Source organism: Coriobacteriia bacterium (assembly GCA_016649875.1).
In the GTDB taxonomy this organism is placed as follows: Bacteria; Actinomycetota; Coriobacteriia; order WRKU01; family JAENWW01; genus JAENWW01.
Genome location: JAENWW010000004.1, coordinates 1 through 25,507, shown reverse-complemented (window position 1 = coordinate 25,507; position 25,507 = coordinate 1). Strand labels below are relative to the sequence as shown.

Here is a 25,507-nt window from a genome sequence, read left to right as displayed (position 1 = left end):
TGATACCGCATCGATACCGGCACAGCGTGAACTCGGATGCAACTAGTTGACTCCCAAAAGAGCCTTTGCACGCGCCAACTCCGAGTTGAAGATTGAGACATGATTGACATCGCGGAAACCGCTGCGCAGCCAATACACCCAGAATGCAGGGATCTCGCGCAGTGTGGTGAACTCCTCGCCACTGACACGTTGCGTGCGAAATGCCGGCACCGTGCGCACGTTGAAGTGCTTGGCGCGATAGGCCATTTTAATCCGAGGCAAATGATAGAACTGACTGACGGCCAAGACTTTCGTTATGTTGTGTTTTTTGAAATAAGCGACGGTGTTTGCAACCGACAAATCGGTGTTGTCGCCCTTGTTGTCGATGATAATCGCACGCGCGGGAACGCCTTGGGTAAGCGCGTACCTTTTCATGCCGATTGTTTCATCGATGCCGTCGGCGTCGATACCACCCGTGAGATATATCTTTTTCACGAGGCCACGTTCATAGAGGTCGATTCCGGACGCCATCCGCTGTTGCAGCGTCAAAGAAATGCTATAACCCGGATACACACGCGCTCCAAACACCACGGCGACTTCGGCTTTCTTGGCATAGTTGGTGGTTCCGAAAAAAGCGATTTGCGCCAGCGGGAAAATCGCGAGCCACAATACCGCAGCGAGCCCGAATATGATGAACTCTCCCATTTTTCCCGCGTAATCGTGCATTAAAAAGGCCGCAAGCGCAAGCCCGAGAAAGAGCAGGCACATCACAAAGGAAAACGGCACGGGAAATCTCGTGGTGAATTCTCCCTGGGAATACGCTTGATAATATTCCAGCATATTGATGACGGCGAAGAGTGCGAATAAAACGATAAGCCCCGTGGTGAGGAAACGGCGAACACCACCCATGGACGGTTTGAACGCGAACGCGATGAGCGACACGGCGAGTGCGACCGAACATACGGTGGCTGCAGCCGACGGCAAAAAAGAAAGGTCGATCCACCATATGTCTTCAAGACGCGCGCTTCCCAAATGGGAGACGACGGTGTTCACCAGAGAAAAACACCCGAAAAAGAGCGCCGTTCCTCGCAGGATGCCTCGGAGTAAATACTTCATTGAAGAGTCCACCCGCTCAATCTTTTCAGAAATTTTGCACGAATCATACTGAAATCAAGTGTAAGGCCTTTTGAACGACAATCACTGATTTGCAAGGTATTTGCACAAAATTCACTCAGACAAAACCGCGCAAAAACGCCCTCCCACCTAAGCTCGATGAGAGGGCGCTTCTCTAATCGTGCGTGAGCTCGTTGGGAGCATAGAACATGTCGTCGACATGCCCCGAGACGGCAATCGCTTCGTCGGCGACTTCGATGGGGACGTCGTCGGGGAACGGAATACCGGCGTCTTTGAAGATCTGTCGACGGATCCGATCAGAATTCGCCGCCTTCGCGTCGTTGGCGTCTTTAAACATCGTCGTCTCACCGGCTAGGATACGGGAGGCTTGCTTCCACTCCCAGTAGCGTTTTCCTACGATGGAGAGGATAACGCCGACAATCAGATATCCGGCGGCCATGATGTAGGCGCGTAAAAGACCCGGCCCAACGTTATAAATGATGTGTCGGAACATCTCGCTCAATGCGCCACCGACAACCACATGGTTGAGCACTTGGAACAGTTTCGGCATCATATAAACCGGAAAAGCGCCACCCGAGGCCGGCATGCTCAAGAATATGAAGACCAACATCGCCGCCACGGTCACGAAACGACCGGTGAAATAACCGATACCGTTCACAAAAACTCCGATGGTAAACATCCACAGCCACCCTGACATCCAAAGCAGCAGGAAATGCCCGTGGACTGCTCCGATTACGGGACCGACGAGGAACTGCACGATGAACGAAGTGATGAAGCTCATGAGACCTAAAGTTATCAAACGGGTCGAATGTTTCAAAGGACCGCCCACCATGCTCAAGAACATTGCCACCATATACCCGCCGAAACAAGTCACCATCATAAGGTACATGGTCACGGTGCCCGCCCAGTCATAGGGGGGAAGCGGTGCGATGTCTGCATCCTTCAGGGTTTTTCCCAAAGCCGCTTCAGCAGGCGTTATGACCTTTTCTGCTATTATAGCTGCCTGGTTCTGGTGAGAGGAGGCGATGATGAGTGTGTCCGACTTCGCGCCGGAAGCAATCGCTGCCGCCATGTCACCTTTTCGGACGGCCGCCGAAGCGGCATCGAATGTCGGATAGAATGAGATCTTTATCGCTCCTTTGAGCATCTTCTCGAGACTCTTGCCCTGCGTGCCTGTCGCTTGCGAACTCGCCACGTACCCGATCGGCATGTCTTGGAGGGTGGGCGCGTGGAACGCATAGATATAACAAAGACAGAACATCGTGATGAAGAAAAGTGGCATCCACATCTGCAAACCCACTAGCTGGAGATTCGGCGAGAGCTGGCTGTATCTCTTGCGCCACCATCTTGTAAACACAGTTTTCCCTTGTTGTTTTGCCATGCTCAATTTTTTTCCGTTTCCACTCGAAGTATTGGTAGATAATCGATACCCAAAAAAGACAAAAATATAAACGCTGAAAAAATCACCGATTTGAAAATTACGATATCTTTATATGCGATATCATGAGGCGAGAATCATTCTCGATATATTTAGGTATATCTAATTATAACATCTGAAATTCGATCTCACGGAAAAAAACTACGGCGTCACGTCGAATTTGGCGGAGACATCCTTCAGCAATTCGACGATTTCCAAATGTTGCGGGCATGCGCCCTCGCATTCTTTGCACTCTATGCAATCGCTCGCTCTGCCATGCGTCGCGGTGAGATTCGAATAGTGGACGAACTGGCTGGAGAAGCTGCCCGTCGCCGAAAGTTTCGCATTATTGTAAAGCGCGAAGTAGTCCGGGATGGCGATGTTTTGCGGGCACTCTTTCTCGCAGTATCTACAGTTCGTACACGGTATCGCCTTGTCTTTGTTGATGATATCGACGACCTGCCCGATTATGTTACGCTCATCCTCATTCAAAGGCTTAAAGTTCTGCATATACGATGTATTATCGAGCACCTGCTCCCTGTCGCTCATCCCGCTCAGCACCATGAAAACACCCTCCAGGCCGGCAGCAAAACGAATGGCCCAGGAAGGTATCGAGGCCTCGGGGTTATACCCCTTCATCAGCTTTTCTGCTTTTTTCGGCACGACTGCGAGATTTCCGCCCTTGCACGGCTCCATGACGATGATCGGCACTCCGTGCTTGCGAGCTATCTCATGGCATCTTCTCGATTGGACTCCGGGGTTCTCCCAATCGATATAGTTGATCTGCAACTGGACGAAGTCCAGAGAGGGATACGCGGTGAGGATCTCTTCCAGCAGCTCGGGAGTGCCATGGAATGATATCCCGAAATTCTTGATCTTTCCCTCACGTTTTTTCTGAAAGCAGAATCCAAAGGAATCGAATTCCTCAGCTTTTTTATAGGTATCGACGACTATGGCGTGGAGCAAATAGTAGTCGATGTAATCGACACCGAGTTTTACGAGTTGCTCGTTGAAAATCCGCTCCATTTCTTCCTTCGACTCGAATTCCCTCATAGGGAGCTTTGTCGCCAGCTCGAACTCGCTCCTGTCATGACGCTCGACAAGCGCCTTTCTCACGGCGTCTTCGGAATGGTAACCGTGATAGACGTACGCAGTGTCGAAATAGGTGAATCCCCTCTCGAGATAGATGTCCACCATCTCTTCGAACGCGTCGAGGTCGACCGACGCCTGGTCGTCTTTGTTGAGAAGCGGAAGCCTCATGCAGCCGAAGCCGAATTTCTTGTCCATTCAAATATCCTTTTCGCTCATATTCGATTATCGATCGATGTCTACTATCTCATATTCTTTCGACCCGAGGAACGCATCACGCACAGTGATCACGGTGAACGTCCGTGACATGTCAATACCGGATTGTACTTCGACCAAAGTTCCGGCCGCCAGATCAGGCACGATTGCACGTCTCGAGATAGCCGCCACTCCAACTCCCGCAGAGACGAAGCCCTTAATCGCCTCGGTGGCACCTATTTCAAGGGGGTTATCAAGTCGTATTCCAGCGCGTGCGAGAGCATCTTCAACGACTGCGCGCGTGCCGGATCCGGGCTCACGCATGATCCAGCGCGTAGCAGACAGCTCTTCCGATGTTACTGCAAATAATTCGCTGGACGGATGCGATGGCCCACAAACAATCACGACCTCGTCGGCAAGCCAAGGCATGCGCTCCACTCGATGCCCTGAGAACGGGCCCTCGACAAAGCCAAAGTCGGCAACCCGCGATTCCACCCACCTGACAACCGCGTCTGTAGCCCCCAGGCGCAGGTTTGTATCGAGCCCAGGATGGCGCAAAAGCAGGGGCGCAAGCATTCCAGGAAGCAGGTAGTTCCCGATCGTCGTGCTTGCTGCGATTGTAACGCTCCCCAGTGCTTCAGTACTTACACCGCGCGCAGCGGCGATGGCTTCCTTGGTCTGCGCAACAGTCGCTCGAGCTCTGAAAGCGATGTTCTGGCCGCTGACTGGACCATACCGAGACTCCGAGCAGCAGCAGTGACAGTACCCTTCCGGCCTATGGCCGTGAGCACCTCTAGTTGGCGTAGCGTGATGTTGATGTTCATATATCACCTCAGTAGATATCTTAGATTCAAGATAACCGTTAGACTGATTTGACATCCTCCCCGCCGTGAACGACGGGGATCCGCGACGCAACGTTAAAGGAAAGTCCATTGAAGACCATCACTGCCAAGGTTCCAGGCGTTCTGCTTACCGTGTTGATTGCAATTCCGGCTTGGCTCATCGGTAAAGCGATTCCCGTCATCGGGAGCCCGGTGCTAGGCATCCTCTTCGGGATGGTTCTGGCTTTTTGGAACAGGCCGAAACTTCTTGACGCTGGCGTCCAATACACCTCTAAGAAGCTGCTGCAGTACTCGATCATCCTCTTAGGCTTCGAGATGAATCTCTTTACAGTGCTCAAAGCGGGACAGCAGACGCTTGTTCTGATGGCGTTCACGCTGACGGCGACGTTTCTCGCCGCCTTCTTCGTCGGTCGGCTCCTTAAAACCGATAGCGCAACCACGACTCTCATCGGCGTTGGCACAGCAATCTGCGGTGGCGCGGCTATCGCGGCCACGGCACCGGTCATCGGTGCGAGCGATGAAGACGTGGCCCACGCCATTTCGACGATCTTCTTGTTCAATGTAATCGCCGCGTTCCTGTTTCCGGTCTTGGGACACGCTTTGCACATGAGCAACCAGACCTTCGGCCTGTGGGCGGGTACGGCGATCAACGACACCTCGTCGGTGGTTGCGGCCGGTTACTCCTTCAGCAATGTGGCTGGCAACCTTGCCGTCATGGTCAAGCTGACGCGGACTCTGATGATCATTCCGGTAACGCTTGCTTTGGCCCTCGTCGTGACCCGAAAACCGGCAGGCGATGGTATTGAACGCCGATATAGCATCGTGAAAATATTCCCTTGGTTCGTTCTGGGATTTGCAGCGACATCCATAGTCAGCACCTTCATTCCGCTGCCGCTGGGTGTAACCGGATTCCTCGGCGAGGTCGGAAAGTTCATGATCGTCATGGCCATGGCGGCGATCGGATTGAACACGCACCTGGTGAAGCTCGTAAAGAATGGGACCCGTCCGATTTTGCTCGGGCTGATTTGCTGGGCGGTGCTGGCATGCACGTCACTCGCCGTACAATACGCGATGATCCGCATGTAGGTAGCTCGCCCGATACTGAATCTTTCGGCGTTTCGCGCGAGCACCCCGTGTAGCGACGAGATTTGGATCCGCGAGGGCCTGCGCTACGTGGCGTCGACGCTATGTGAGGCAATAAGAAAGCCCCCCTACCTGCGAAAGCAAGTAGAGGGGCGTCTATTTTTTTGGTGGAGCTTAGGGGACTCGATACTAGAAATGGCTGGCAGTCCGAATCAGCCTACCCCCTGGAGTCCACTTCAAGTCAAGCTATCCGATGAAGTAATAAGGGATGGAGTTTACCCATCCCTTATTACTTGCAAAATCGCATTCGGGTAGACCGCCCTAGCGAACGAAATCGATTAAAGGTAACGGGCATCACTTCCTCCTTGTATCCAAATCTATAGCTCACACCACAAGGAGTGTCCGCGTCGACTTCCTACATTTTTTGATCTCGTTCTTTCAAGAAGCGCTGTAATTTCTTTATTCTATCTTCCGTGTCTATGCCTTTATCGTTTTGTGCAATAGCTATTCTGTTGACTTCCATGTCCGTCTCAATATTCTTTACAACATAGGCAGTGTTCTCGCATACCATATAATTTTCACCATCAATGGCACGTTTCCCACAACTGTCTTTTGAGAGTTTATCTTTATAAACCGCCTTTAAAAACGGTTGGTAAGTGTTTTCGGAAATCATTGATGCTGTTTGCATAACTAAAAATTCGTATGGTCTCTTCTCAAAATCTTCCCAGCGATATTTCCCAAAGCTGCCAGGCCTGAAAAGATCATATTTAATATAGTAGTATCTCCACTCATAATTATTGTTTTTTTCGCATTCATCGATGTAGGCATTGAAGATACCAGACAAAATGTCATCGCTAAACAAATCGGCGCGAGATAACAGCTCCAGGAGGACAGCTTTTGTTCCTTCATATCCAGCATTACCGCTCTTGTGAAACAGATTTCGCCACGCCGTCGAGCGGGATGAAGAACCTAATTGATATCTCCGTCCGTTTCTCTCTCGTTGTCCGTAGTTCCCGATGGACATAAGTGCACGATCAACAAGGTCCGCATTGCAGGAAAACAAGGATTGAAAACGCAGGAAGTATTCAGGGTATTCCAAGCCGACAATACCGATCTGTCCTTGAAGCAAATCATGGTCCTCTAATTCAAATAACGCTTCGGCCTTGTCCGGATTGTTTTCGACCCATGTAATCTTTAAAGCTTCCTCAGCTAATTGATTCGGATTCAGGTTTTTCTCTATGGCGTCATCGATTGCGCCGGTTTTGATAATGGCATCAACTTGCTTCAAAATAGCCGGCATTCTATTACCGTTTGTTCTAAATTCACTATCGCTGATTTCATCATCTGAATTTTGTATTAGGTTGTTTACAATTCTTAGTCTTCGTGAGAACTCATCAGTGGATATTGTGCCTTTATTCAGGAAATATGAGATAACAGCATATAAAAGGACGATCCTATTCAACGGGAACAGCCTGTTACCATTACCTGATATGTCACCATAATTACGCAAGCAGTCTTTGAAAATGCCAATTTTGTACGTATTTTCGACTTTAATCTTTCCAGCTTGGTGTTCGTATGAAATGAATTGTTCCAAAAACTTGTCTGGAGCGTTATCGCCCTGAAGACAGCACCAACAGTCAAAATAGTCTTCCAGCGTTTGGATATTAGCCATCACATTTTCATTTTTCCCAGAAAAGTATTCCTTCAAGAGGTCAAATTCATCGTTGCTCTTGCCTTGTGTCGTCCCGCCATTCTGGTAACAAATGATGTCACAAATGAACTTGAAATAACGCAGGAACTCATCATCAATCACATTATCGTCGCCACGATACCGCCAGAGCATATCAGTCCAATCAAGATCGATCTTCTTGATGATACGCTTTGCTATAGGATCATCGATCTTCCGAAGTTCACGTTCCAATTCAGCTTTGAAGTGTTCGAATTGCGTTAGTGGCTTCCCCCGTGAATTCATCTTGATATACAATTCATCAGTAAGTCCCATATCTTTTATGGGAAGAAAGTAAAATGTTATTGCCTTCTCTTTCAGTCTTACCCAAATTCCATCGGTCTCTGCGAATTCATCCTGAATCGCATCAAGCATCACCAGCATTGAACTGATTGTCGGATCTTTTTTCCAGTCGAGCGGAAACCATGCCTGATCAACGATTTCATCTGACAGCTTATTTGTGAATGAAGGATTAAACTTGATTAGAAAAGAGCAGAAATCGCGCGCACTGTACCGTGTCTCATAACTGAAGTTGCCCAAAAAAAGATACTCTGAAGCAGCTATGTTTTCTTTCTTCGCCGCGTACCAATGCAGGAGAAAAAGTGCTGTAAGGCGTTGCTGTCCATCCAGCGGTGTCATTACGCCATTTGCATTGATATCTCCGTAAACGAAATCTAAGGTGATGGGATTAGCCAATATGGCTTGGTGTAGAGAGTCCAGAAAACGCGCCCGAATACGATTAACCTCTTCATTTATGCGACCTTGGGCATAGTCGCGCTGAATAATTGGGATCGCTATCTTTTTCAGCTGGACGGTTTCTTCGTCAACTTCAAAATCGCTATTAAATATTTCAATAAAAGTATTAAGAGATGTTCCCATATTATTCAGCCTCCTTCTCTATTAAAATTTCTTCGGCCAAGTAATTTTTAAGTGTAGAATTGATCGCCTTTATGTATGCGACCCTGTCTGGCTGTCCCCAAAAATGTAGTTGATTGCTCGCAGATGGCGTGTAGTATTTCAAGAAAACCATCTTTGTGCAAAACGGAATATATTGACCCTTTTTATCCATTTCAATAATTGCATTTCGTTTTACATCAAATGTGGAATTATTGAGAGCCGCGTTATCGCTCATGTTAAGCAAAGCTAAATTTGCAATAGAATGCATATACTCAGTGTTCCCCTGTGTGGATAATTCTTCTATTACCTTTTGCTGGATGTCTTCAAAGTCCAGACGCTCCAGACGATCTTTATCACTGGCACTTTTCATTTCCTCAATCAGTTCATCGTGCCCCTCACCCAGTGACACAAGAGAAGGAATATGTAATCTTAGCCATTCCTTCCAATCATCTTGCTTTTGCATACCTTCTGACTGTTGCGCATGTATATGCTCCAAGCTCCAAGATACCTTGCCTGTTTTTTGAAACTTGAATTTTTCAAACGGAAACCAATGAGTCTGCTCGCCGTTTTGCCGAATGGATTCAACATTGAATAGAAGCAACAGCTTGCTGATTCTTTCGCAATCCGTAGTTTTCTCATAGCTTAGTTCAGAATAATTGGTGGATATGGCAATACTTTCCTTGATGTACGCGTCTAATTCTGATTTGAACCGGTTTTTTGTTATGCCTCTTCCGTCTATTTCGCGTTTGGATAATGCGAAAATATCCTGCAAAGACTTAGTATTTGAAGCAATCAAGTAACCAATTTTGTGGTAGAGCTCATGATCTTCATACCAGTCTTTGAGAATTAAAAATGTATGCTGGATTTCTTTCCAGATCTCGCTTAACTTCTCTTTTTGATTCAAGTCATCAAAATAGAAGAATGCGTAGTATTTTTCCTTGTTGTCCGCCGGCTTGTCCGAAATCAAATCTAAGATCAAGTCAATGCGTGTTTGATATTTTGAATTTGAGCGATTGGTAAGAAAATACCATAAAGAGTTGTTGTGTAACTCCTTCTCAATATTGTCCCACTGGAGAGAAATTTCTTCCTGCTTCTCCCGATCCATATCGGAATTATTATCGCGGCTCAGGAACATCGCTTTTACTAATTCTGCACTCGTCAGGGGTATTTTCCCGATATTTAGGCGCGTAAACAGTGCTATGGCATCTTCAGACTCATCTACCTCATACCAGATGATTTTGACATTTTCATCGAGGTACTTGTTGATGTTGGTCAGCGTTGATTTCTTGTCCTTGTTGCCAAACCACTTTTCGATTGTCTCGTAGGCATCGCACATAAACCAAAAATCTATATTTTCTTCCTTTTTCGAGCGGTCAATGGATCCAAGGAATTCTTCTGATTTTTCTCTTGTTTCATAAGTCAAAGAGAATTTGGGCTCATCGAGGAAGCCGGAACTGGAAATGTTCATGTACTTATAGATAAGAAACAACGTTGTTAATCGCTGTTGTCCATCAATCAGTTCAAAGGAATCTTCTCTTCTTCTTACAACAACCGGCTGCAAACAATAATTTTTTGTCCCGTTTGAATTAATGTCATCAAGTAGCCGGGTTACCTCATCTTGCCCCCATCGATATCCGCGTTGAAAAGATGGAACATAGAATTTCCCTTCAACAAAACCAACAATCTTCGTTTCGAGTTTTATGTCAGCTTTTGCTAAGCTCATTCCTTTGATTCCCCTCATCCAATATTTCGGAGCTATATCTCCTAAGCATGTTTAGCTGCAGCATTGTCCCGCTATCCCCTTAAACATCTTTTCAACATAGTCGCTACCATCTGCCTTAACATCAGCGATCCGTACTGACCCCCATGGTCTGAGTGATGCACCAGTCCCTCCGTAAACTTTCCTGCGTGTGATGCCCATCATAAGAGCATCATCAACAAGTGCTGCTGTTTGTGTAGCCGACATCGACCAGCCGACGATTGGTTTTCATAAGCTGCGCTGCTTGCGACAGCGAAGGTAAGGGCCTTGGCGATGAGAAAGACGCGCAACGCGCATTACTGCCGCTTACCTAGTCGAAAGCCGGAATATACCAGAGGGCAACATCCTTAGACATAATCACTATGTTGGTCCTGGGCGACAACAAAGGGTTTCTGAGGCACCATCGCAACGCGCTATCAGATCTGGAGCGATGGCCGGCCTCCTTCTAGACGCGAGCACTAGCGATTTGTTCCTTTATGGGGCCAGCAAATCGCCTTGAACACACTCTATAGCTGGGGTGTATCATGTTTTTTCGAGCGCCCAGGCTGAGGCAAGATCCCTATCTGCGCTTCGGGGACGCCGCTCTTCTGGAAGTTGGTCCACGCGTACTTGCGTAGGATATGGGACCGCTGTGCCACTGGCAACGCATGTACCTTGAGGAAGAACGGGGATCATGCTGTTCGTGGAATGATCGATAAACGAAACAGCTTTGGCTATTGCGGACAAGTCTTCATCGTTTACCAGACGATGAATTAAATAATTATGCATCTGAGAAATGATAGTTGCAGAAATGTCTGACGGTCTCTGGCTGCTCACAGTCAAATACATACCAAATTTCCTGCCCTCTTTTACTATCTCCTCAAAAGTTTCAAGTCGGTAATCCCTCCAACCTTCGCTTTCCCTTTGCGAAGAATATGACAGTATGTTATGAGCCTCGTCAATAATAAAATGCACACTCGTTGTTGTATCCAGTCTGCCGCGCTGCTTCTGTTCGCGGTAAATGTACTTAGCAATGATAAGGGGAATAAGCTTTTTCTGCTCTTGGTTCACGTCGAGTAGCGAATATACCCTCACTGCATAGCCATCATCAAACATCCCACTCGGACCAGAAGTGACATATATTTTCCTCGCCTCGCGAAGCTGATTGTCAAGCCTTGGAATCCAGAAAGAAATATGGTCTCTTATGATGCTCCCTTTTCGCCAGCGCTGAAGGAAAAGGAATTTTGCAACAAACTCGATGAGACCCGGGATATCGCTAATTAAAGATATATAGTCCTTTTCGAGTTCCATGAATTTCTCAAAAACACTGGAGACTAACATCTCCGGGGTGTTTCCGTATATATTCGTATCCACTATTCGCAAAGTCGGAGGGTCGCAATAGCTAAAGACCTCAATGTCTTCAACACTTTCAAGAACAGTGTCTTCGGCAGATTCCAAATCATTTTTGTCAATAAGATATGCCATAGTGCGAGAAAATTCTTCCCGTTGCTCATTGAACAAAGGAGCTTTGCCACAGTAATCTCCAATAAATCCAGAGATCATTTTTGCAAGGTAAGCCTCAGGGTCATCCGCTCCTTTGATTCTCTTTGCCGTATTGATGCAGGATCGCAGAAATGGCCTTTGAGTCTTTTCGGTTGCCTGCGTAAGAATGGACCATGTTTCAAGGTCGAAATAGAAATCATCGGGAACGGAAATCTTATCCCCTCCCTGTTTCGTATCAGTGCTTAAGTTGTATACCTTCTTTGCATCAGTAAGAACCGTTGGCGCAATGTACTCCCCATTAAAATCGATTACGATGAATTGACTCTTTCCGGTTCCCAAAGCACCAGATTGTTTCATTTTGTCAAGGCAGTCGCTGTAGATGCGGCAAAGCGTATTTGACTTCCCTGATCCAGTATTGCCGAATATCCCTATGTGGCTCGCAAATAGTGAGCTCGTGGGCACAATCACCGATATGCCATCTTGGCCAGCAAGGTTGCCCAATCTAAAGGAATCTTGCCCAGGTTCCATATGCGAACTTATCAGTGCAAGTTCTTCGGGCGTCAATACATATACATCTGATGAGACAAGCGGAAGAATTGTGACTCCGCGGTCAAATCTATTTCCAACCTTGACACCGAATACAGAGATGTCGATAAACCTATTGAATGATGAGCCTTGTGTAGAGCGCTTTGAATAATCAGGCTCTCTATTGAGTTTTTCTTCTTGAACCTCGCCATCAATCCTACCGATTACTTGATTGAAGCCACAGGGTATTTTCACGTAGCCACCTACAGAAACATTTCGAATCAAGCGCCCACCCTGGAAAATGAAAGCTTCGTTTTTGTCGCTAAATACCTTTGCTCGAATTTTAGTGCCTCGAATCTCAGTGACGCGAGCTACAAGTGTAGAGTCATTATTCATTTGCCGACCATGCCCAAGACATCACAAAAGACTTCAAGATCAAGTTTCTCTTCAGCCTTGAAAAACCAAACATTTGATACAGAGCTGAACAAAGATTGATAAGCGTCAAGATTGTCCTCGGTGTGACAACAAACCCAGAGCATTAACTGTGGATTCTCAAGTGCCCTCTTTGTGATTTCGAGTATGTGCTCATCTGCAAAAGAAAATCCAAAAGCAACTAAGAGAGCATTGTTTCGATCAAGTTCGTTTGCATACAGACGTAATAATTCATAGTAGGTAAGACCAAGGACCGTATCGGCGAACTTCTGTTTTGCAGGGTTCACTAGTCTGAATCCCAAATAGTACGCCTTGGAAAATGATAAGAGTTTATCGCATGCAATTTCATCAATGCTACCCAAAGCTTTGGCAAGGCTCTCAAGCGAAGCTTCACTAGGCTCGCCGCCAATTACTTCGAATGTTTTGCACACAGTTTGATTCTCTAAAAGAACTTTATACTCCTCCGCTAGTGCATCTAGCCCCTTCTTATAGTCGCAATAGTAGATGTCATCCGTTTGACCATCATCCGACCGCCAAGTTAAAGACCCATGGAGCTTCGCGACGTTGATTGTCGGGATTTGGGAGGCATATTCCATCGAAAGCGACTGCACGTATTGGAGACGACTGAATGACCTGGTTGCAAACCGTGGTTGATTTCTTCCTTCGAAGCCATCGTTGAATATGCAGTTCTCTGCTTCAAGGGCGAGTTCGATAAGTGGATCATAGTTGGTCGTAAACACACAGGCTCGCTTTGGGATTGTGGTCGTACCACGAGATTGCACTATTCTCTTTACCTCACGGCAAAGTCTTTTCTGGCTATCCGATGGCTCAACATTACGCATTGGAATAAGCACATTACAGAAGAACTCGTAGTTCAATAAAGCCTCTGCAATTTGTCTCTTACCATCAAACCAATGTTCGTTGCATGCGTTAATTGCTTCTGACCATTTTTCTCTATCCCCAAGACATTGAACGCTTCCTGCAGAAAAGCCGGCACCAAGCAAAAAGTTGATGTGAGAGCATGAAAACGCATCAGAAACAAATGACCTGTGATTATCATTATCGATAGAAAATCGACCATCGTCGCCCTTGACGATATCGATAACATTGGTTACCAAGTGTGTCGGTTGATCATTCGGCATTCGTATTCCTCCTCATCCCATCGATCCAATAACATTCAGCAACTGTTCATAACTATCGACATTGGAATACCGCACGTTCGTCGTGCTCATTTCATTGAAGAGCTTCTTGGCGCAGGCAATCTTCGCATGCTCCACACCGCGCAGTTCCAGGGTATCCATGGTGCCCTTTGTTTCGGCTACAAAATAAATATGCTTGACTGTGCCCTCGTTGAAGGCAATAGCCCAGTCAGGCGCGTAGTTTCCTACCGGAGTTGGTATCTGAAAGGAACGCGGAAGTTTGGCGTACACGCACACCTCACTTGCTGTTTCAAGGGCTTCCGTGAACTCACGTTCATGACCGCTGTCAGTGAACACATAATTTTGGATGCATCTTTTTGTGAGAATCGCCTTAGTAATGTTCTCTGGCATGCGCTCAGTGAATATCTCGCTGTCGTAGTGATCATTAAGCGTGCGATAAGTGATGTGATCCACAATCATGGTTGCCTTCTCGGCAATTATCGCCTTGCTTACCTTGGCGATGAATTCTTCAGGGTTCTCCTTGAAACACGCAAACTTCTCAGCATTTATCTCAGAGAGAATAGCCGCAGCGCTACGACGCGTTACCACTGCCGCTTGAGCGACTTCACCAATCAGGTCGTATGTCACGTTTGATGCAGGGCTAACTTCGATTTCCTTCGTTGTGGTGATCTGAGTTCTAAACTGCTCACCCACCGCGAGGTCTTCGCGCGTTGCCTCGGAACGTTGCGAACCAACAGTCAATGCATAACTCAGTTTGCTTACCACGAGATGTTCGTTGATATGTGAGATTGCCTTACGTCGCAACTCTCCGTCATCGAAGGAAACCGTATAGGCATGTTTGGAATTGATGCGTTTCCAGAGTTCTTGGAACTCTTTCTTATGGAAGTTTTCATTCAAACCGTTCTCGGTCACCTTGGTTTCAAGGCCGTTGGATACCATATTATCCAAGGCGTGCGAATCGTAAACGCTCTTTACCAACGCTTCTATTGCAGGCGCTTTGGCTTGCAATACCTCAGGCAGCTGAATTATTGCATACGAGATGCCCTCTACCTTGAACTTCTCAGTAGGCACTCCTTCAAGGTCGATGAAATCGTTCTTGAGTAAGAAAGCGTACGCGATGGTTTCCTCACCCGATGCGAACGCGATAGTTTGTCCGTCATCCATCGTATAGGCACGACCCTTGAAAAGAGCAGCGGTCACGATCTGCGGGCGGTCGCGTAGCTCGGCCTTAATATCTTTCTGCAACGCAGCCACAAATGATGAGTAGCTTTCCGAGGCGATGACGGTAAGTGCGTTGACCTTCTGCACCTCGCCTTCTCCTAGCGTGGCCAGATCTTGACGGTCGCCGTCTTGGTTTACACATAGACGCAAACCGCGCCCGACCTCCTGGCGTTTGCCAGTTTCTGAATTAGAATGCTTGAGCGTACAAATTTGAAAAACGTTGGGGTTGTCCCATCCTTCACGCAACGCGGAATGACTGAAGATAAACCGAGTAGGCTCGTCAAAGGAAAGAAGACGCTCCTTGTTCTTCAAAATCAAATCATAGGCCGACTCATCATCGCTATCTTCCTGACCACGCTTAACTGCGCTATCGACACTGTGGCCCTTCTTGTCGATGCTGAAATAGCCTCGGTGCACATCATGGGCTCCGAAGTGTTTCAGATAGCTAATATAGAGATTGTCCACTAAATCATTGGTAGTCGGTCGCGCCAAACGCTCTGCCACGGCACACTCATACTCTTCTTCAAAAACCTTGCCGTAGCCAACGGTTAACTCGTTGCCCTTGTCATCGTATTGCCGGTACCGTGCAACTTCGTCGATAAAGAATAATGAAAGACATTTGATTCCCCGATAGAATAGGGCCTCTTCTTTTTGCAAGTGCGACTGTATGGTTTCCCTAATCTGAATACGGCGTATGTCATCCTCGGCAGAATCGCTATAGACCTGCCCTTTGCCCAAAACTATACCGTTCAGCAAACGCACATAGCCGAGGTGTCCGTCTTGGTCAGGAACGATCTCACCGATAACGAAACCTTCACGATAGGCTTCCATCTTCGTTCCGCCAGATGCGTCGTAAATGTCGTCATTTACATCAAAACGTCCGACAACCTTGCGAACCTTACCCGATGCATTCACCTTCTTGTGCTCGATAACCGCAACAGGTGCTTTCGTCTTGCTCACGATAATGTCTTGAAGATACAGGTATCCATCGGTGCCGCGCAGGTTCTTGAGTTCGAATCCCTTCACTTCGATACGCTTCACCAAGCGCTGGTTGTACGCATCTAGAGCGTCAAGCACATAAACCGTATCATGCTTGACCTTGTGCGTTGCGGAATAATTCAAACAGAATAACGGGTTGAACCGTTTTATACCCTCCTGCGTTGCCTTGCCACCCATCTTCTGCGGTTCGTCCTGGATGACGACTGGACGGTTGGCGGCGATAACGTCGATGGGGCGACGGCTTCCGAACTCATCGCGCTCCGAATACATGATACGTGCTTCCTTGCTCTTGCCGTCTTCTTTCATCGACGTATTGAAGGCTTGCATGTTGATAATCATTGCGTTTATATCGGAACTTTGTGAGTAGGCATCCAACTCGTTGAGCCTGTTGCTGCTATATATGAAGTATTTGATACTCTTGTTGTACTGCTCGAAGAAGTGCTGCTCGGTGTTTTGTAATGACTTGAACACACCTTCGCGGATGGCAACAGAAGGCACGACAATGATGAACTTCGTCCAGCCATACAAGCGGTTGAGCTCGAACATCGTCTTGGTGTAAACATAGGTTTTACCGGTACCGGTCTCCATCTCGACATCAAGCGAGCATGCTCCTGCACCCGTACTTAATTCAGCCGACTCCATGATGTGGTTATAGGACTGTATTCTACGGAGATTTTGCAGCAGCTGAGCAGGTACTAGCGACAAGCTCGCATTACCGTATCCTTCGGCGGTGTCGAATAAGGAGGATGGTCCGGATTTGCCAAGGTCGCGCACATAGCTGGCGGCTCCTTGGTTTGGCTGTCCCTCGAATACGTTAACGACTGCCGCAGCTGCTTCCGTCTGGTAGGGCTGTATTTTGAATTTGAACTTCATATCCATCGCCCCTAGATTACTCGACGGATAGTGTCAGGGCTGAAGGTCTTGAACAGTTCTTCGAAGTTTGCCTCAGTGGAGTCATCGGCCATGGAGGCATCGCGAAATACCGCATATACTGGCTTTTGCTTTGCAATCGCCTCGATGGTGTCGACACCGACATTCACGTCAAAGCATGCAAGCAATTGACCGTCATTTACATTGAAGACAGACTTGCCGGCAATGTCGACTGCCTGAACTTTCGCCGAATACGGGATACGAAACTTTGGTAGCACCTGAAAAAGAAGATCGAGATTAGAGCGATCGGCTTTCAGGTTGTCGGCGAACATAGCAAGAGCCCCCTGTGTAACCATCTCTGGCGGCTGATAGGTTTCGGTGTAGTTGGAAGAGTCGATTTTTAGGACGCGGAAGCCGACATCGGGACATGAAGATTTGCATGTGGCATCCCCAAATTCTAATCGCTCATTTTCCTCTAAGTAGTCTATCTTTATCTGGCGGCCTGATCGGCGTAAACGTTCAGCCGCCACTTCAGCAAGATTACTGTACCCAAGACTCAAAGCATCCGATTTTTCGTTTATTTGTTCGGCAAGCTGCACAAGAACAAACCTTCTTTTGCCCCCGTATTCAGCATTTGTTCTCATTACTGATTCTCCAGTCGTTCCAGAGCCTGCGAAGAAATCTAAAACAATAGCCGAAGGATCATCAAATGTCATCATTTTTAGCATTCTGTCAATTAGCTCGAGAGGCTTTGGGGTATCGAAAGCCGCTCCCCCCATAAGCTTCTTCAGTCGCGCTGTAGCATTAGACGTCAAGCCAGCATCATCCCACCAGGTTGTTACTGTTTTTCTAGTCTTTTCTGCATCATGCCTATAATACTTTTGATATAGACTGTCGCCTCGCCGCACAACAAACCCATCATTGTACTTTAACTGCATGGTTTCACGAGAGAAGCGCCAATAGCCCTCTACTCCAAGAAACTCAAAATATGGATTTCCTTTTTTTGCCCCACCAGGGCCATCAACTGGAACGAAACGATAAGGACCCCTGCCATTGTTATCGTCATAGTCAAAACCGTCCAATGTTGGGTCAAGTCCAATCTGCTTTCTGTTCAGTTCAAGCACAGAGATGTCTTTGGCGTAAAATAAAACTGTATTGTGGTTCGGTGATATTATTTTGTCGTTTGAGATTGAGGCTCTTGCTTTATGGCAAACCAGAGCAATACGATTCGCGCTACCAAAAATCTCATCCATGATTTTTGTAAGATTCGTGACTTCATGATCATCAATGCTGATAAAAATTGCCCCACTATTTATAAGCAAATCTTTTGCTAGCGTCAACCTCGGATACATCATTGAGCACCAATCAGAATGGAAGCGCCCATTGCTTTCGGGATTAGAGACCAAACGGCCGCCTTCTTCATCAAACTCGCCACTGCGTTCCACATGATTAGTAGTTGATTCAGAGAAGTCGTCATCGTAGATAAAATTGTTACCAGTATTGTAAGGCGGATCAATATAGACGAGCTTCACTTCGCCTGCGTAACTATCGCGCAGCAACTTCAGCGCCTCGAGGTTATTGCCCTCGATATACAGGTTCTCCGTGGTATCCCAATCAACGCTCTCCTTTGGGCAAGGGCGCAATGTTTTGTCGATGGGTTTACGAGCTTCAAGTTTTGCCTCGGCTTTACCGGGCCAAGTGAACTGGTAGCGCTCGCGTTTTCCCTCAACAACATTACTTGAAAGGTTTTCTTTAAGTGCATCGAAGTCCACTGCTTTGACAAGCTCGCCGTTATCATTCATCGCTTCAGTAATCACGTCAGGAAAGAGCTCAGCTATCTTGGCAAGGTTCTCTTGTGTCAAATCCGTTGTAGCGGGGTTAATCTTTTCCATTTAGTTGCCTTCCTCGATCGTCTGAAGTTCTTCTCTTGCTGCCTTTAATTGTTCAAATAATGTGTTGCGCTTGTTAATCTGCTTTTCCTTCATGCAACTTTTCTTCAGAGTCTCTACCTCAAGTTTAAGAGATGCTAATCGTTTCTGTTTTTCAATTCGCTCATCGATATCAACTGCTTCTGTGTTTCCGAACGCAACCTGCGAAACGATTGAGTCCCAGGCGACATCCAAGTTAGCGCCGCCAAGAGTCAAAGACTCAATCTTGTTTGATACGTGTAGTCCATGACGATAAACTGCCGATTGCCCACCTTTTCCAAAAACAAATATGAGTTGATGAGCATTTGCCTTCGATATGGCTTCCAGAATCTGCTTTGGCAGCTCGCTACCCTTGAGTTCAATGTTGAGTACCATAATCTCATGTACAACTTTGCCGTCAGGGATATTTACTGTCGCGGACTTGATACTGTTCACCACCATTATGCGCTCTACCTCGGACACAAATTGCTCTCGCGTTTTCTTGTCTAAGTTGAGATTTCGATAAAATGCTTCTTTGGGTAAGCGCCTGTTCACCTCGGTTGTGCTTGGCAAACCTAGCATCAGCGCACCACCAAAAAGCAGATGAGTTCAAAGTCGTCCAAACCTGAGATGTCGTTTTCCAAGAAGCTCGTTGTGCCATCACCGAAGAAGCTGTCGATATCCGATTCATCCTTTACTTCGATTACTGAAGCTATCGCTTTCTCAAGGAGATCTGAAGCGAAACTCATGTCACGCCCATCTTTTGTAGCCTTATTGAAGCGGACACATAACTCTTTATCGGGATCAGCTTTTCCTCTACAGAGAAGTCGCATCCAATCGAGCACCTTTTTGGGTTGAAGATGAGTGTTGAGAACTTCGCCGTCATCCTTCACATACACCAAATAGAACGGATGGAGTTGGTTCTTGCTGCAGATATGTTCGTCTTTGCTTATATTGCGCAAAATGAAGATAATGCCCGGTTCTTCGCCGTGTACTACGGCATGTACGCCATGGGGTATGTTCTCGATATTCGGGTTCTCATCGTGGTAGCCCAAAAGATCCATCCGGAATTCGTTAAGTCCTAAGTCGGTTATGGATACACCGCCTGAAACGTCTTCCAGATCGACGACTTCATCCTGCATTTGGCGCAGTTGTTTTTCACGGTATTCCAAGTCCCCTTGCTCTGCTTCGTTGATGTAATCGTCATCCCCAGTAGAGGTAAGCACCGTCGCGCGCATCTTCTGTTCGATACGGCTTTTCAACTTGATGTATTCATCCAGTTCGATGTCGGGCCAGTAGTTTACCAACTGGATAACATCATTTTTCGATCCGATTCGGTCGATACGACCGAATCGCTGCACGATACGCACAGGGTTCCAATGGATATCGTAGTTGATCAGGTAGTCGCAGTCTTGCAGGTTCTGCCCTTCAGAAATACAGTCGGTGGCTATAAGCACATCGATATCATTGCCTTGGAAGTGGGGATATACTGTGTCGCGCTCCTTCGATTCCGGTGAGAAGCAAGTAAGGATCGTATTCATGTCGTTGGGTATATTTTTGATAGTGCACTTTGGTGACGACTTGCCCGTAATAAGAGCAGCCTCCAAGCCTATTTCCTCTTTTGCATAACTCGATACATGCTCAAAGAGGTAGTTTGCTGTATCAGCGAAAGCTGTGAAAATAATCACTTTCTTGTTATTGCCATTTAAGGGGTTGGAGGCCTTTCCCTTGATGGTCTCGCAAAGGTCAATGAGTTTTGCATCATTATCGGGAGTGATGTCATCAACCATGAGCAAGAGAAGATCAAGTGTTTCAAGGTCCTTCAAAAGATCACGTTGCCAAGAGATGTAGTCAAGGTCGGCAATTTCGAACTTCGTCTTCCCGCCGACCTCAAATACCGGCATCTCAGAATCATCGTCATCAAGGTCGAAAGGAAAACCTATATCCTCGACTATTCCCGTCTTGGCAAGAGAAAATTGGTCAATGACCGCATCGACACCTGCGATATAGTCCCGGACTCTTTTTAAGGTCATCCTGAAGGAATGGACGGAGCTTTCAAGTCGCTTGAGGAGATTCATCTGCATGAGTTTGCGGATCCCCTGTTCACGACCTGCGGTTGTTAAGCCACCACCTTCGCCATCAGGATTCGAGTATTTCAGGAGCCTGCTTGGAAGCAGGTATTGCGAGGGCATGTAGACCGCAAGGGACAACTGATCGAGGGCATCGTAAATCTCTTTATAGTTGATTGCGTTTTCGAGCGTTGTGAGCTTCGCACGTTTGGAAATCGGCTTATTCCTCTTCGGAAAGGGCCCAAGAGCGTTCATGTCGTAGTGCCTCTGGATGTGCTTGCGCGAACGAGCAACGGTGACCTCATCGAGTATCTTGAAGAAGTCGAAACTTAGCATGTCAGTGAGCATGTCGGTGGTGCGCTCGGCCGAAGGGAGTTTTGACCAAGCGTTATAGGCTGCCTGGGCGGCGCGAAACACGGAATCGACGTCACCTTCGATGCTCAGCCTTCCTGCCCAGTTGTCTTTATCGCCCTCGTACGCAAGGGCAAGCTGATTTTTTAAGTCATTGAACCGGTTGTTCACAGGCGTGGCTGACAGCATGAGTACTTTGGTCTGAACACCATCGCGCACGATACGGTTGAGCAGTTTCAGATAGCGATTTTCCTTATCGTCGTTCTTGCTCGCTGTGCCCGCTCCATTTCTGAAGTTATGCGATTCGTCTATCACAACAAGGTCGTAGTTTCCCCAGTTGATACGATCGATAGGAAGACCGCAACAGGAGTCGCCGCGCTCACGTGATAAGTCGGTGTGGAAGAGAATGTCATAGCGCAGTTTGTCCGATGCTATGGGATTGTTCACGAGATTGGATCGAAAAGTCAGCCAGTTGTCTTTTAGCTTCTTAGGACACAACACTAGAACGTTACGGTTGCGCGACTCATAATATCGGATGACCGCAAGGGCGGTAAACGTCTTGCCCAAGCCGACGCTGTCTGCGAGGATGCAGCCGTTGTAGGTTTCCATCTTGTTGATGATCGATATCGCCGCATCGCGCTGAAAGTCATAGAGCTTGCCCCAGACAGCAGACTCGCGAAAACCTGTACCCTCATTGGGAAGCACGTCTTCCGAAATATCATCGAGGAACTCGTTGAATATATTGAAAAGCGCAGAATAGTAAATCAGTTCGGGCGCATTCTCGCGATACACCGTAGTAATAGACTCTATCACCTGTTCGGTGATGTCTTGGAGCGCATCGTCATTCCAGGCTTGGTCGAACATGCGCAGTAGCTCTGTTGACGCTGGCGCGCCCTGTCTCATGGTCATGAGATAGCGAGAGACAGAAGGCTTCGTGCCCAACCCGCTTGTGGTAAATTCCTCGAAAGGCATGTAGACAAAATTGTCATCAGATGACTCAACCCCCATGAAACTGTTCATGGATTGCTCGCCTTCAAATGACCTGAATTGCGCTTTGGACTTGACCCATTCGGCACACTCTCGAGCAATTGCTCGTTGGGTGAGTTCGTTTCGAAGTTTTACCTCAAACCGAGTCCCATAAAGGCTTCGCTCGCGGTTCAATCGTGGAATATAAAACTCTCGCTGTGCTTTGTCAGCTTTGCGCCCAAGGAAGGCGGGGGAAGTGTATATGAAGCGGAACCCATCAAGACCATCGAGCTGTTCTGCAAGCTCTTGGTAGGCATAGATTGAGAAGCAGGTCGAGGCGACGGATACCCTATCTCCTGATTTCAGGAGCTTAACGAGATCGTCTTTGACAATGCGGGATTTGTTGTCAAATGATTCGATGTCCATTAATGCGCCTCTCCAAGCGCATCCTGGTTTTCCAGCAACTCATCTGCGAGGAGTGAAACCAACAGCGCGCTGACGTTGGTGCATTTTTCTTCAGCTAGTTTGCCGACAGCCTGTTTCATCTCAGGAGTTACAGCGAAGATAATGCGTTCGCTCTTTTTGCCATTTAGAAGTGCCTTCTTCAGTTCGTTTTCGTTCATCGCCAAAAGCCTCCTACGGCTGAAATAATTTATATAAAGTTTAGCACTACTTTCATATCGAACTTTTGCTGTTGGCTAGATTTGCTAGAAAGAATTTTGCAATTACGATACGGACCGTTTCATTTCAGCCTTGCATGTAACCTGTTTGCTGCTGGAAAGGGGCGCGATGCTTTATCGATTTCTTTTCTGCTTGCTCCTCAACTTATAAGCCGAAAATAAATCACTGCGTTACGAAAAACCCTCTTTAAATTTATTCCCCGCATTCACTATGACGTGAGCACGTCATAGTGAATAGAACGCCGGGTCAATTTGCGTACTATATGCAAGCGCCCCCTCATCATTGACTATCTACAGAAGATTATACTTGTGAGCATATATCAGTTGACTGCACTATAGTGGAGGCGCAACGGCAATGGACAGTGATGCTGACTTCATCGAGAACATGATGGATATTATTAATCCATACATTGACGAAGATACAGGTGCTAGTGGCGATGGCGCATATGGGAGTTACGTAGAGTGGCCATCTTTAGACACGCTGGATGAAACTGTACTCGAAGAGCTGCTAGATTATTTTGAAATCGACTTACCATTCGGTAAAGACATTGGATTTACTGAGGCCGTTAGAATGGTAGCTCGGTCTGGGGTAATCGATAGTCATATTGAAGTCTTTTTCGAAAAAGCAGCCATTGTAAATGATCGAAGCTGCAGAGATGATGTCTCGAGTATCAAGCTGAGAATTCCAGAGTTACCCGAGATAAAGGAGGAGGTTGTTGGCTTCCTAAGAGAAAAAGGCGTTCCCGAAGGAACCTTCTATGAAAATGGCGGTGAGATGAATAACTACCCTGAGCGGACTAGGTGCTGGGGAGGAGCTGATGACGAGGATTATCGTCTATATAGAGAGTTCGGTCTAGAATATGAGAAATATATCGCCGAGATATCCGATATTGAGAGCAAAGTCGACAGCCTGGACGATGTGGATATTGCAAAAAAGGCACTGATTCTGTCGGCGTTCATATTGACCGAAAGTTTTGTTAAGTCAAAAATTGTTAACAAAATTCCAGATAAAGATACTAATATTTTGAATCTTCATTTCAGGCGCATAATTGACAAGCATATAAACGCTAATTTAAAGAACGCCGATGGACGAAAAGGATTATTCAAAGAGTTTTGTGAAGGTAAGTTAGGTAAAATTCCTAACGTGGGCCTAAGGAACGTGCTCGCGCACGATATCGCTATCCCCGAAATAAGAGGTGGGCAGATTGTATTTCAGATTAAAGGCAGCGACCGGGATCTCGATATTTGTGCCGTTTTCTCTGAACTCAAGGATTTCGCAAAAAAACTGGAAGATGCAATGTCGCTATAGAGCATAAGAAGAACGGTTTTTGAGCCTCCTAGGGGTGTCGACGTGGCTTCATGCGCACAAGCCCCCCCTGTTCTCCCTGGCAATTAACAAGACGGGCAATCATATAGATTGTTGAAGCAAGCCCCCTGTTGTTGTCCGGACATAATCTTTGATATTTTGAAAGGTGGAGGGGCGCTCTATAGTTGGCGCGAAGTTAAGTGCAGCTTTATTAATTCTCTCTCCAATTTATTCCTTATCAACTCGCAACAGGGGAATAAATGACTCTCAAATAGGTGAGTTCATTTTGAGTTCAAAAGCTTCGTCGTATTTCTAAAAGAAACATCTCTTTGAACCATTTATTCCCGAACTGGAGCGACTGAGGGGATTTTCTTAACAATAGAGTGGGAATAAACGGGATAGTACGCAGAATATCGGATTAGCTTTATCGTTGTCTGATTCACCGCATGAGATTTCGCATATAACGTCACATGTTAGGTGCGACAGTTGCGACAGATATCCTGGGGCATATTTGATTAAGCTGAAAATGCTAATGCATATTAAACACAGTTGCAATAAGTATCACAGCGGTCATGATGACGATGGCGATTGTTGATCTATTCATTAATCGATTTGAGCGCTCTATGCTCCTGCGTTGCAGTTCATCTAGATAATAGCTAACTCCAACGCTTGTATTTTTTGCGCACTCATCATGAGCACATATCAATTCCTCATCCGTCATTTTGCGAAGCTCTTGAATACTTGCAGACATATCTTCTCTAATCAATTGTGATTGCTATTGAGCATTATATTTCACTGCTCCAGCAGCGTCTGGGCGCTCATTGCGCGTCTTCCACCGCTGGGATTCTTAGCTTCCGAACTGCGGTACTTCTAATCTACCAAAAACAAATCGCAGTAACTCATAAGAAGGCCAGTACAATCCGATATTCGCCAGTCGGCCATCGGGAAGATCTTGCAGCAGCCGTATTGCCAGCGAGCGGTCCCGTTCGTTGGATTCAGCAAGCGTTTGCTCATCGTTATCCATATCGGCAAGAAACGCAAAGCCAAAGCGGACGGCATCGCAAAGTTCGCTTGTAGATGGCACCGGAACCGTCAGCGCACCGATGTCTTCAAGGTCGAATTCGTTCTTATCGCGAACGCGCAACCAATGTTCTGCGCCAAACGTTGATCCTTCGTGACCTGGGCTCCAAGCCATCGAACCTGCGTGCATACCATTCGTATCCACCCATATCTTGAGCACGGCAAGGCGACGAATCAGAGCAAGGTCGAGTGATTTTGAAATTGCGGGCGTATTCGCAATCCATGCCAGGTCATACATGTCACGGGCGGTGGTGGTACGGTTAAGGCGAGCGATTTTTTCGGCAATGTTCTCTTCAAGACGAACGGTTTTTATCTGGGGAAGCACGCTGCCGTATTGG

Annotated in this window: 18 protein-coding genes; 2 read left to right on the top strand and 16 right to left on the bottom strand. The window is 47.0% G+C overall.

Annotation, left to right across the window (positions count from 1 at the left end):
• Positions 1-42: 42 nt before the first annotated feature.
• The 5 genes from JJE36_02485 to JJE36_02465 form a co-directional block, all read right to left on the bottom strand.
• Positions 43-1,095, bottom strand: a complete 1,053-nt coding sequence (locus JJE36_02485; GenBank protein MBK5211171.1) for a YdcF family protein — start codon at positions 1,093-1,095, stop codon at positions 43-45.
• A gap of 172 nt (positions 1,096-1,267) precedes the next feature.
• Positions 1,268-2,494, bottom strand: a complete 1,227-nt coding sequence (locus JJE36_02480; GenBank protein MBK5211170.1) for an ABC transporter permease — start codon at positions 2,492-2,494, stop codon at positions 1,268-1,270.
• 198 nt (positions 2,495-2,692) lie between these two features.
• The gene (locus tag JJE36_02475) at positions 2,693-3,817 is read right to left on the bottom strand and encodes an aldo/keto reductase (GenBank protein MBK5211169.1); all 1,125 of its coding nucleotides are present in this window, start codon (positions 3,815-3,817) and stop codon (positions 2,693-2,695) included.
• Positions 3,818-3,844: 27 nt separating this feature from the next.
• Entirely contained in the window at positions 3,845-4,390 is a 546-nt protein-coding gene (locus tag JJE36_02470) for a hypothetical protein (protein ID MBK5211168.1), read from the bottom strand.
• Between the two features lie 68 nt (positions 4,391-4,458).
• Positions 4,459-4,638 carry a LysR family transcriptional regulator gene (locus tag JJE36_02465; protein ID MBK5211167.1) on the bottom strand — a complete coding sequence of 60 codons (180 nt, stop codon included), beginning with the start codon at positions 4,636-4,638 and terminating at the stop codon, positions 4,459-4,461.
• A gap of 108 nt (positions 4,639-4,746) precedes the next feature.
• On the opposite strand from JJE36_02465, the gene JJE36_02460 reads away from it, so the two are divergent.
• On the top strand, positions 4,747-5,742 hold the full coding sequence (locus tag JJE36_02460; GenBank protein ID MBK5211166.1) for a YeiH family putative sulfate export transporter: 996 nt from the start codon (positions 4,747-4,749) through the stop codon (positions 5,740-5,742).
• A gap of 412 nt (positions 5,743-6,154) precedes the next feature.
• Here JJE36_02460 and JJE36_02455 read toward each other — a convergent pair whose 3' ends face one another.
• From JJE36_02455 to JJE36_02415, 9 genes are all read right to left on the bottom strand, one after another.
• On the bottom strand, positions 6,155-8,344 hold the full coding sequence (locus JJE36_02455) for a DUF262 domain-containing protein (protein ID MBK5211165.1): 2,190 nt from the start codon (positions 8,342-8,344) through the stop codon (positions 6,155-6,157).
• Between the two features lies 1 nt (position 8,345).
• A complete protein-coding gene (locus JJE36_02450; protein MBK5211164.1) occupies positions 8,346-10,085 on the bottom strand; it encodes a DUF262 domain-containing protein in 1,740 nt (579 codons plus the stop codon).
• A 558-nt stretch (positions 10,086-10,643) separates the two neighbouring features.
• Complete coding sequence (locus tag JJE36_02445; protein ID MBK5211163.1) at positions 10,644-12,524, bottom strand: ATP-binding protein; 1,881 nt, start codon at positions 12,522-12,524, stop codon at positions 10,644-10,646.
• A complete protein-coding gene (locus JJE36_02440) occupies positions 12,521-13,702 on the bottom strand; it encodes an SIR2 family protein (protein MBK5211162.1) in 1,182 nt (393 codons plus the stop codon). The genes JJE36_02445 and JJE36_02440 overlap by 4 nt, the downstream gene beginning before the upstream one ends.
• Before the next feature lie 12 nt (positions 13,703-13,714).
• A complete protein-coding gene (locus tag JJE36_02435) occupies positions 13,715-16,813 on the bottom strand; it encodes a DEAD/DEAH box helicase family protein (protein MBK5211161.1) in 3,099 nt (1,032 codons plus the stop codon).
• A gap of 11 nt (positions 16,814-16,824) precedes the next feature.
• Positions 16,825-18,702: a site-specific DNA-methyltransferase gene (locus tag JJE36_02430; protein MBK5211160.1), complete on the bottom strand. Its 1,878-nt coding sequence runs from the start codon at positions 18,700-18,702 to the stop codon at positions 16,825-16,827.
• Positions 18,703-19,299, bottom strand: coding sequence for a DUF4391 domain-containing protein (locus tag JJE36_02425; protein MBK5211159.1), 597 nt, complete (start codon positions 19,297-19,299; stop codon positions 18,703-18,705).
• On the bottom strand, positions 19,299-22,529 hold the full coding sequence (locus JJE36_02420; protein MBK5211158.1) for an ATP-dependent helicase: 3,231 nt from the start codon (positions 22,527-22,529) through the stop codon (positions 19,299-19,301). The genes JJE36_02425 and JJE36_02420 overlap by 1 nt, the downstream gene beginning before the upstream one ends.
• Complete coding sequence (locus JJE36_02415) at positions 22,529-22,726, bottom strand: hypothetical protein (protein MBK5211157.1); 198 nt, start codon at positions 22,724-22,726, stop codon at positions 22,529-22,531. Before JJE36_02415 ends, JJE36_02420 begins: the two co-directional genes overlap by 1 nt.
• A gap of 412 nt (positions 22,727-23,138) precedes the next feature.
• Here JJE36_02415 and JJE36_02410 point away from each other — a divergent pair, with 412 nt between their 5' ends.
• Positions 23,139-24,092: a hypothetical protein gene (locus JJE36_02410; GenBank protein ID MBK5211156.1), complete on the top strand. Its 954-nt coding sequence runs from the start codon at positions 23,139-23,141 to the stop codon at positions 24,090-24,092.
• A gap of 526 nt (positions 24,093-24,618) precedes the next feature.
• On the opposite strand, the gene JJE36_02405 is transcribed toward JJE36_02410, so the two are convergent.
• Positions 24,619-24,855 (bottom strand): hypothetical protein, encoded by a 237-nt coding sequence (locus tag JJE36_02405; GenBank protein ID MBK5211155.1) that lies wholly within the window; start codon positions 24,853-24,855, stop codon positions 24,619-24,621.
• Between the two features lie 81 nt (positions 24,856-24,936).
• The coding region (locus tag JJE36_02400) for a nucleotidyl transferase AbiEii/AbiGii toxin family protein (GenBank protein MBK5211154.1) at positions 24,937-25,507 on the bottom strand (571 nt) is incomplete at its 5' end.

Bases quoted from the DNA above. Each gene is read 5' to 3' on its own strand.
- JJE36_02485 (MBK5211171.1), bottom strand. From the start codon at position 1,095: ATGAAGTATTTACTCCGAGGCATCCTGCGAGGAACGGCGCTCTTTTTC.
- JJE36_02480 (MBK5211170.1), bottom strand. From the start codon at position 2,494: ATGGCAAAACAACAAGGGAAAACTGTGTTTACAAGATGGTGGCGCAAG.
- JJE36_02475 (MBK5211169.1), bottom strand. From the start codon at position 3,817: ATGGACAAGAAATTCGGCTTCGGCTGCATGAGGCTTCCGCTTCTCAAC.
- JJE36_02470 (MBK5211168.1), bottom strand. From the start codon at position 4,390: ATGCTTGCGCCCCTGCTTTTGCGCCATCCTGGGCTCGATACAAACCTG.
- JJE36_02465 (MBK5211167.1), bottom strand. From the start codon at position 4,638: ATGAACATCAACATCACGCTACGCCAACTAGAGGTGCTCACGGCCATA.
- JJE36_02455 (MBK5211165.1), bottom strand. From the start codon at position 8,344: ATGGGAACATCTCTTAATACTTTTATTGAAATATTTAATAGCGATTTT.
- JJE36_02450 (MBK5211164.1), bottom strand. From the start codon at position 10,085: ATGAGCTTAGCAAAAGCTGACATAAAACTCGAAACGAAGATTGTTGGT.
- JJE36_02445 (MBK5211163.1), bottom strand. From the start codon at position 12,524: ATGAATAATGACTCTACACTTGTAGCTCGCGTCACTGAGATTCGAGGC.
- JJE36_02440 (MBK5211162.1), bottom strand. From the start codon at position 13,702: ATGCCGAATGATCAACCGACACACTTGGTAACCAATGTTATCGATATC.
- JJE36_02435 (MBK5211161.1), bottom strand. From the start codon at position 16,813: ATGAAGTTCAAATTCAAAATACAGCCCTACCAGACGGAAGCAGCTGCG.
- JJE36_02430 (MBK5211160.1), bottom strand. From the start codon at position 18,702: ATGGAAAAGATTAACCCCGCTACAACGGATTTGACACAAGAGAACCTT.
- JJE36_02425 (MBK5211159.1), bottom strand. From the start codon at position 19,299: ATGCTAGGTTTGCCAAGCACAACCGAGGTGAACAGGCGCTTACCCAAA.
- JJE36_02420 (MBK5211158.1), bottom strand. From the start codon at position 22,529: ATGGACATCGAATCATTTGACAACAAATCCCGCATTGTCAAAGACGAT.
- JJE36_02415 (MBK5211157.1), bottom strand. From the start codon at position 22,726: ATGAACGAAAACGAACTGAAGAAGGCACTTCTAAATGGCAAAAAGAGC.
- JJE36_02410 (MBK5211156.1), top strand. From the start codon at position 23,139: ATGGACAGTGATGCTGACTTCATCGAGAACATGATGGATATTATTAAT.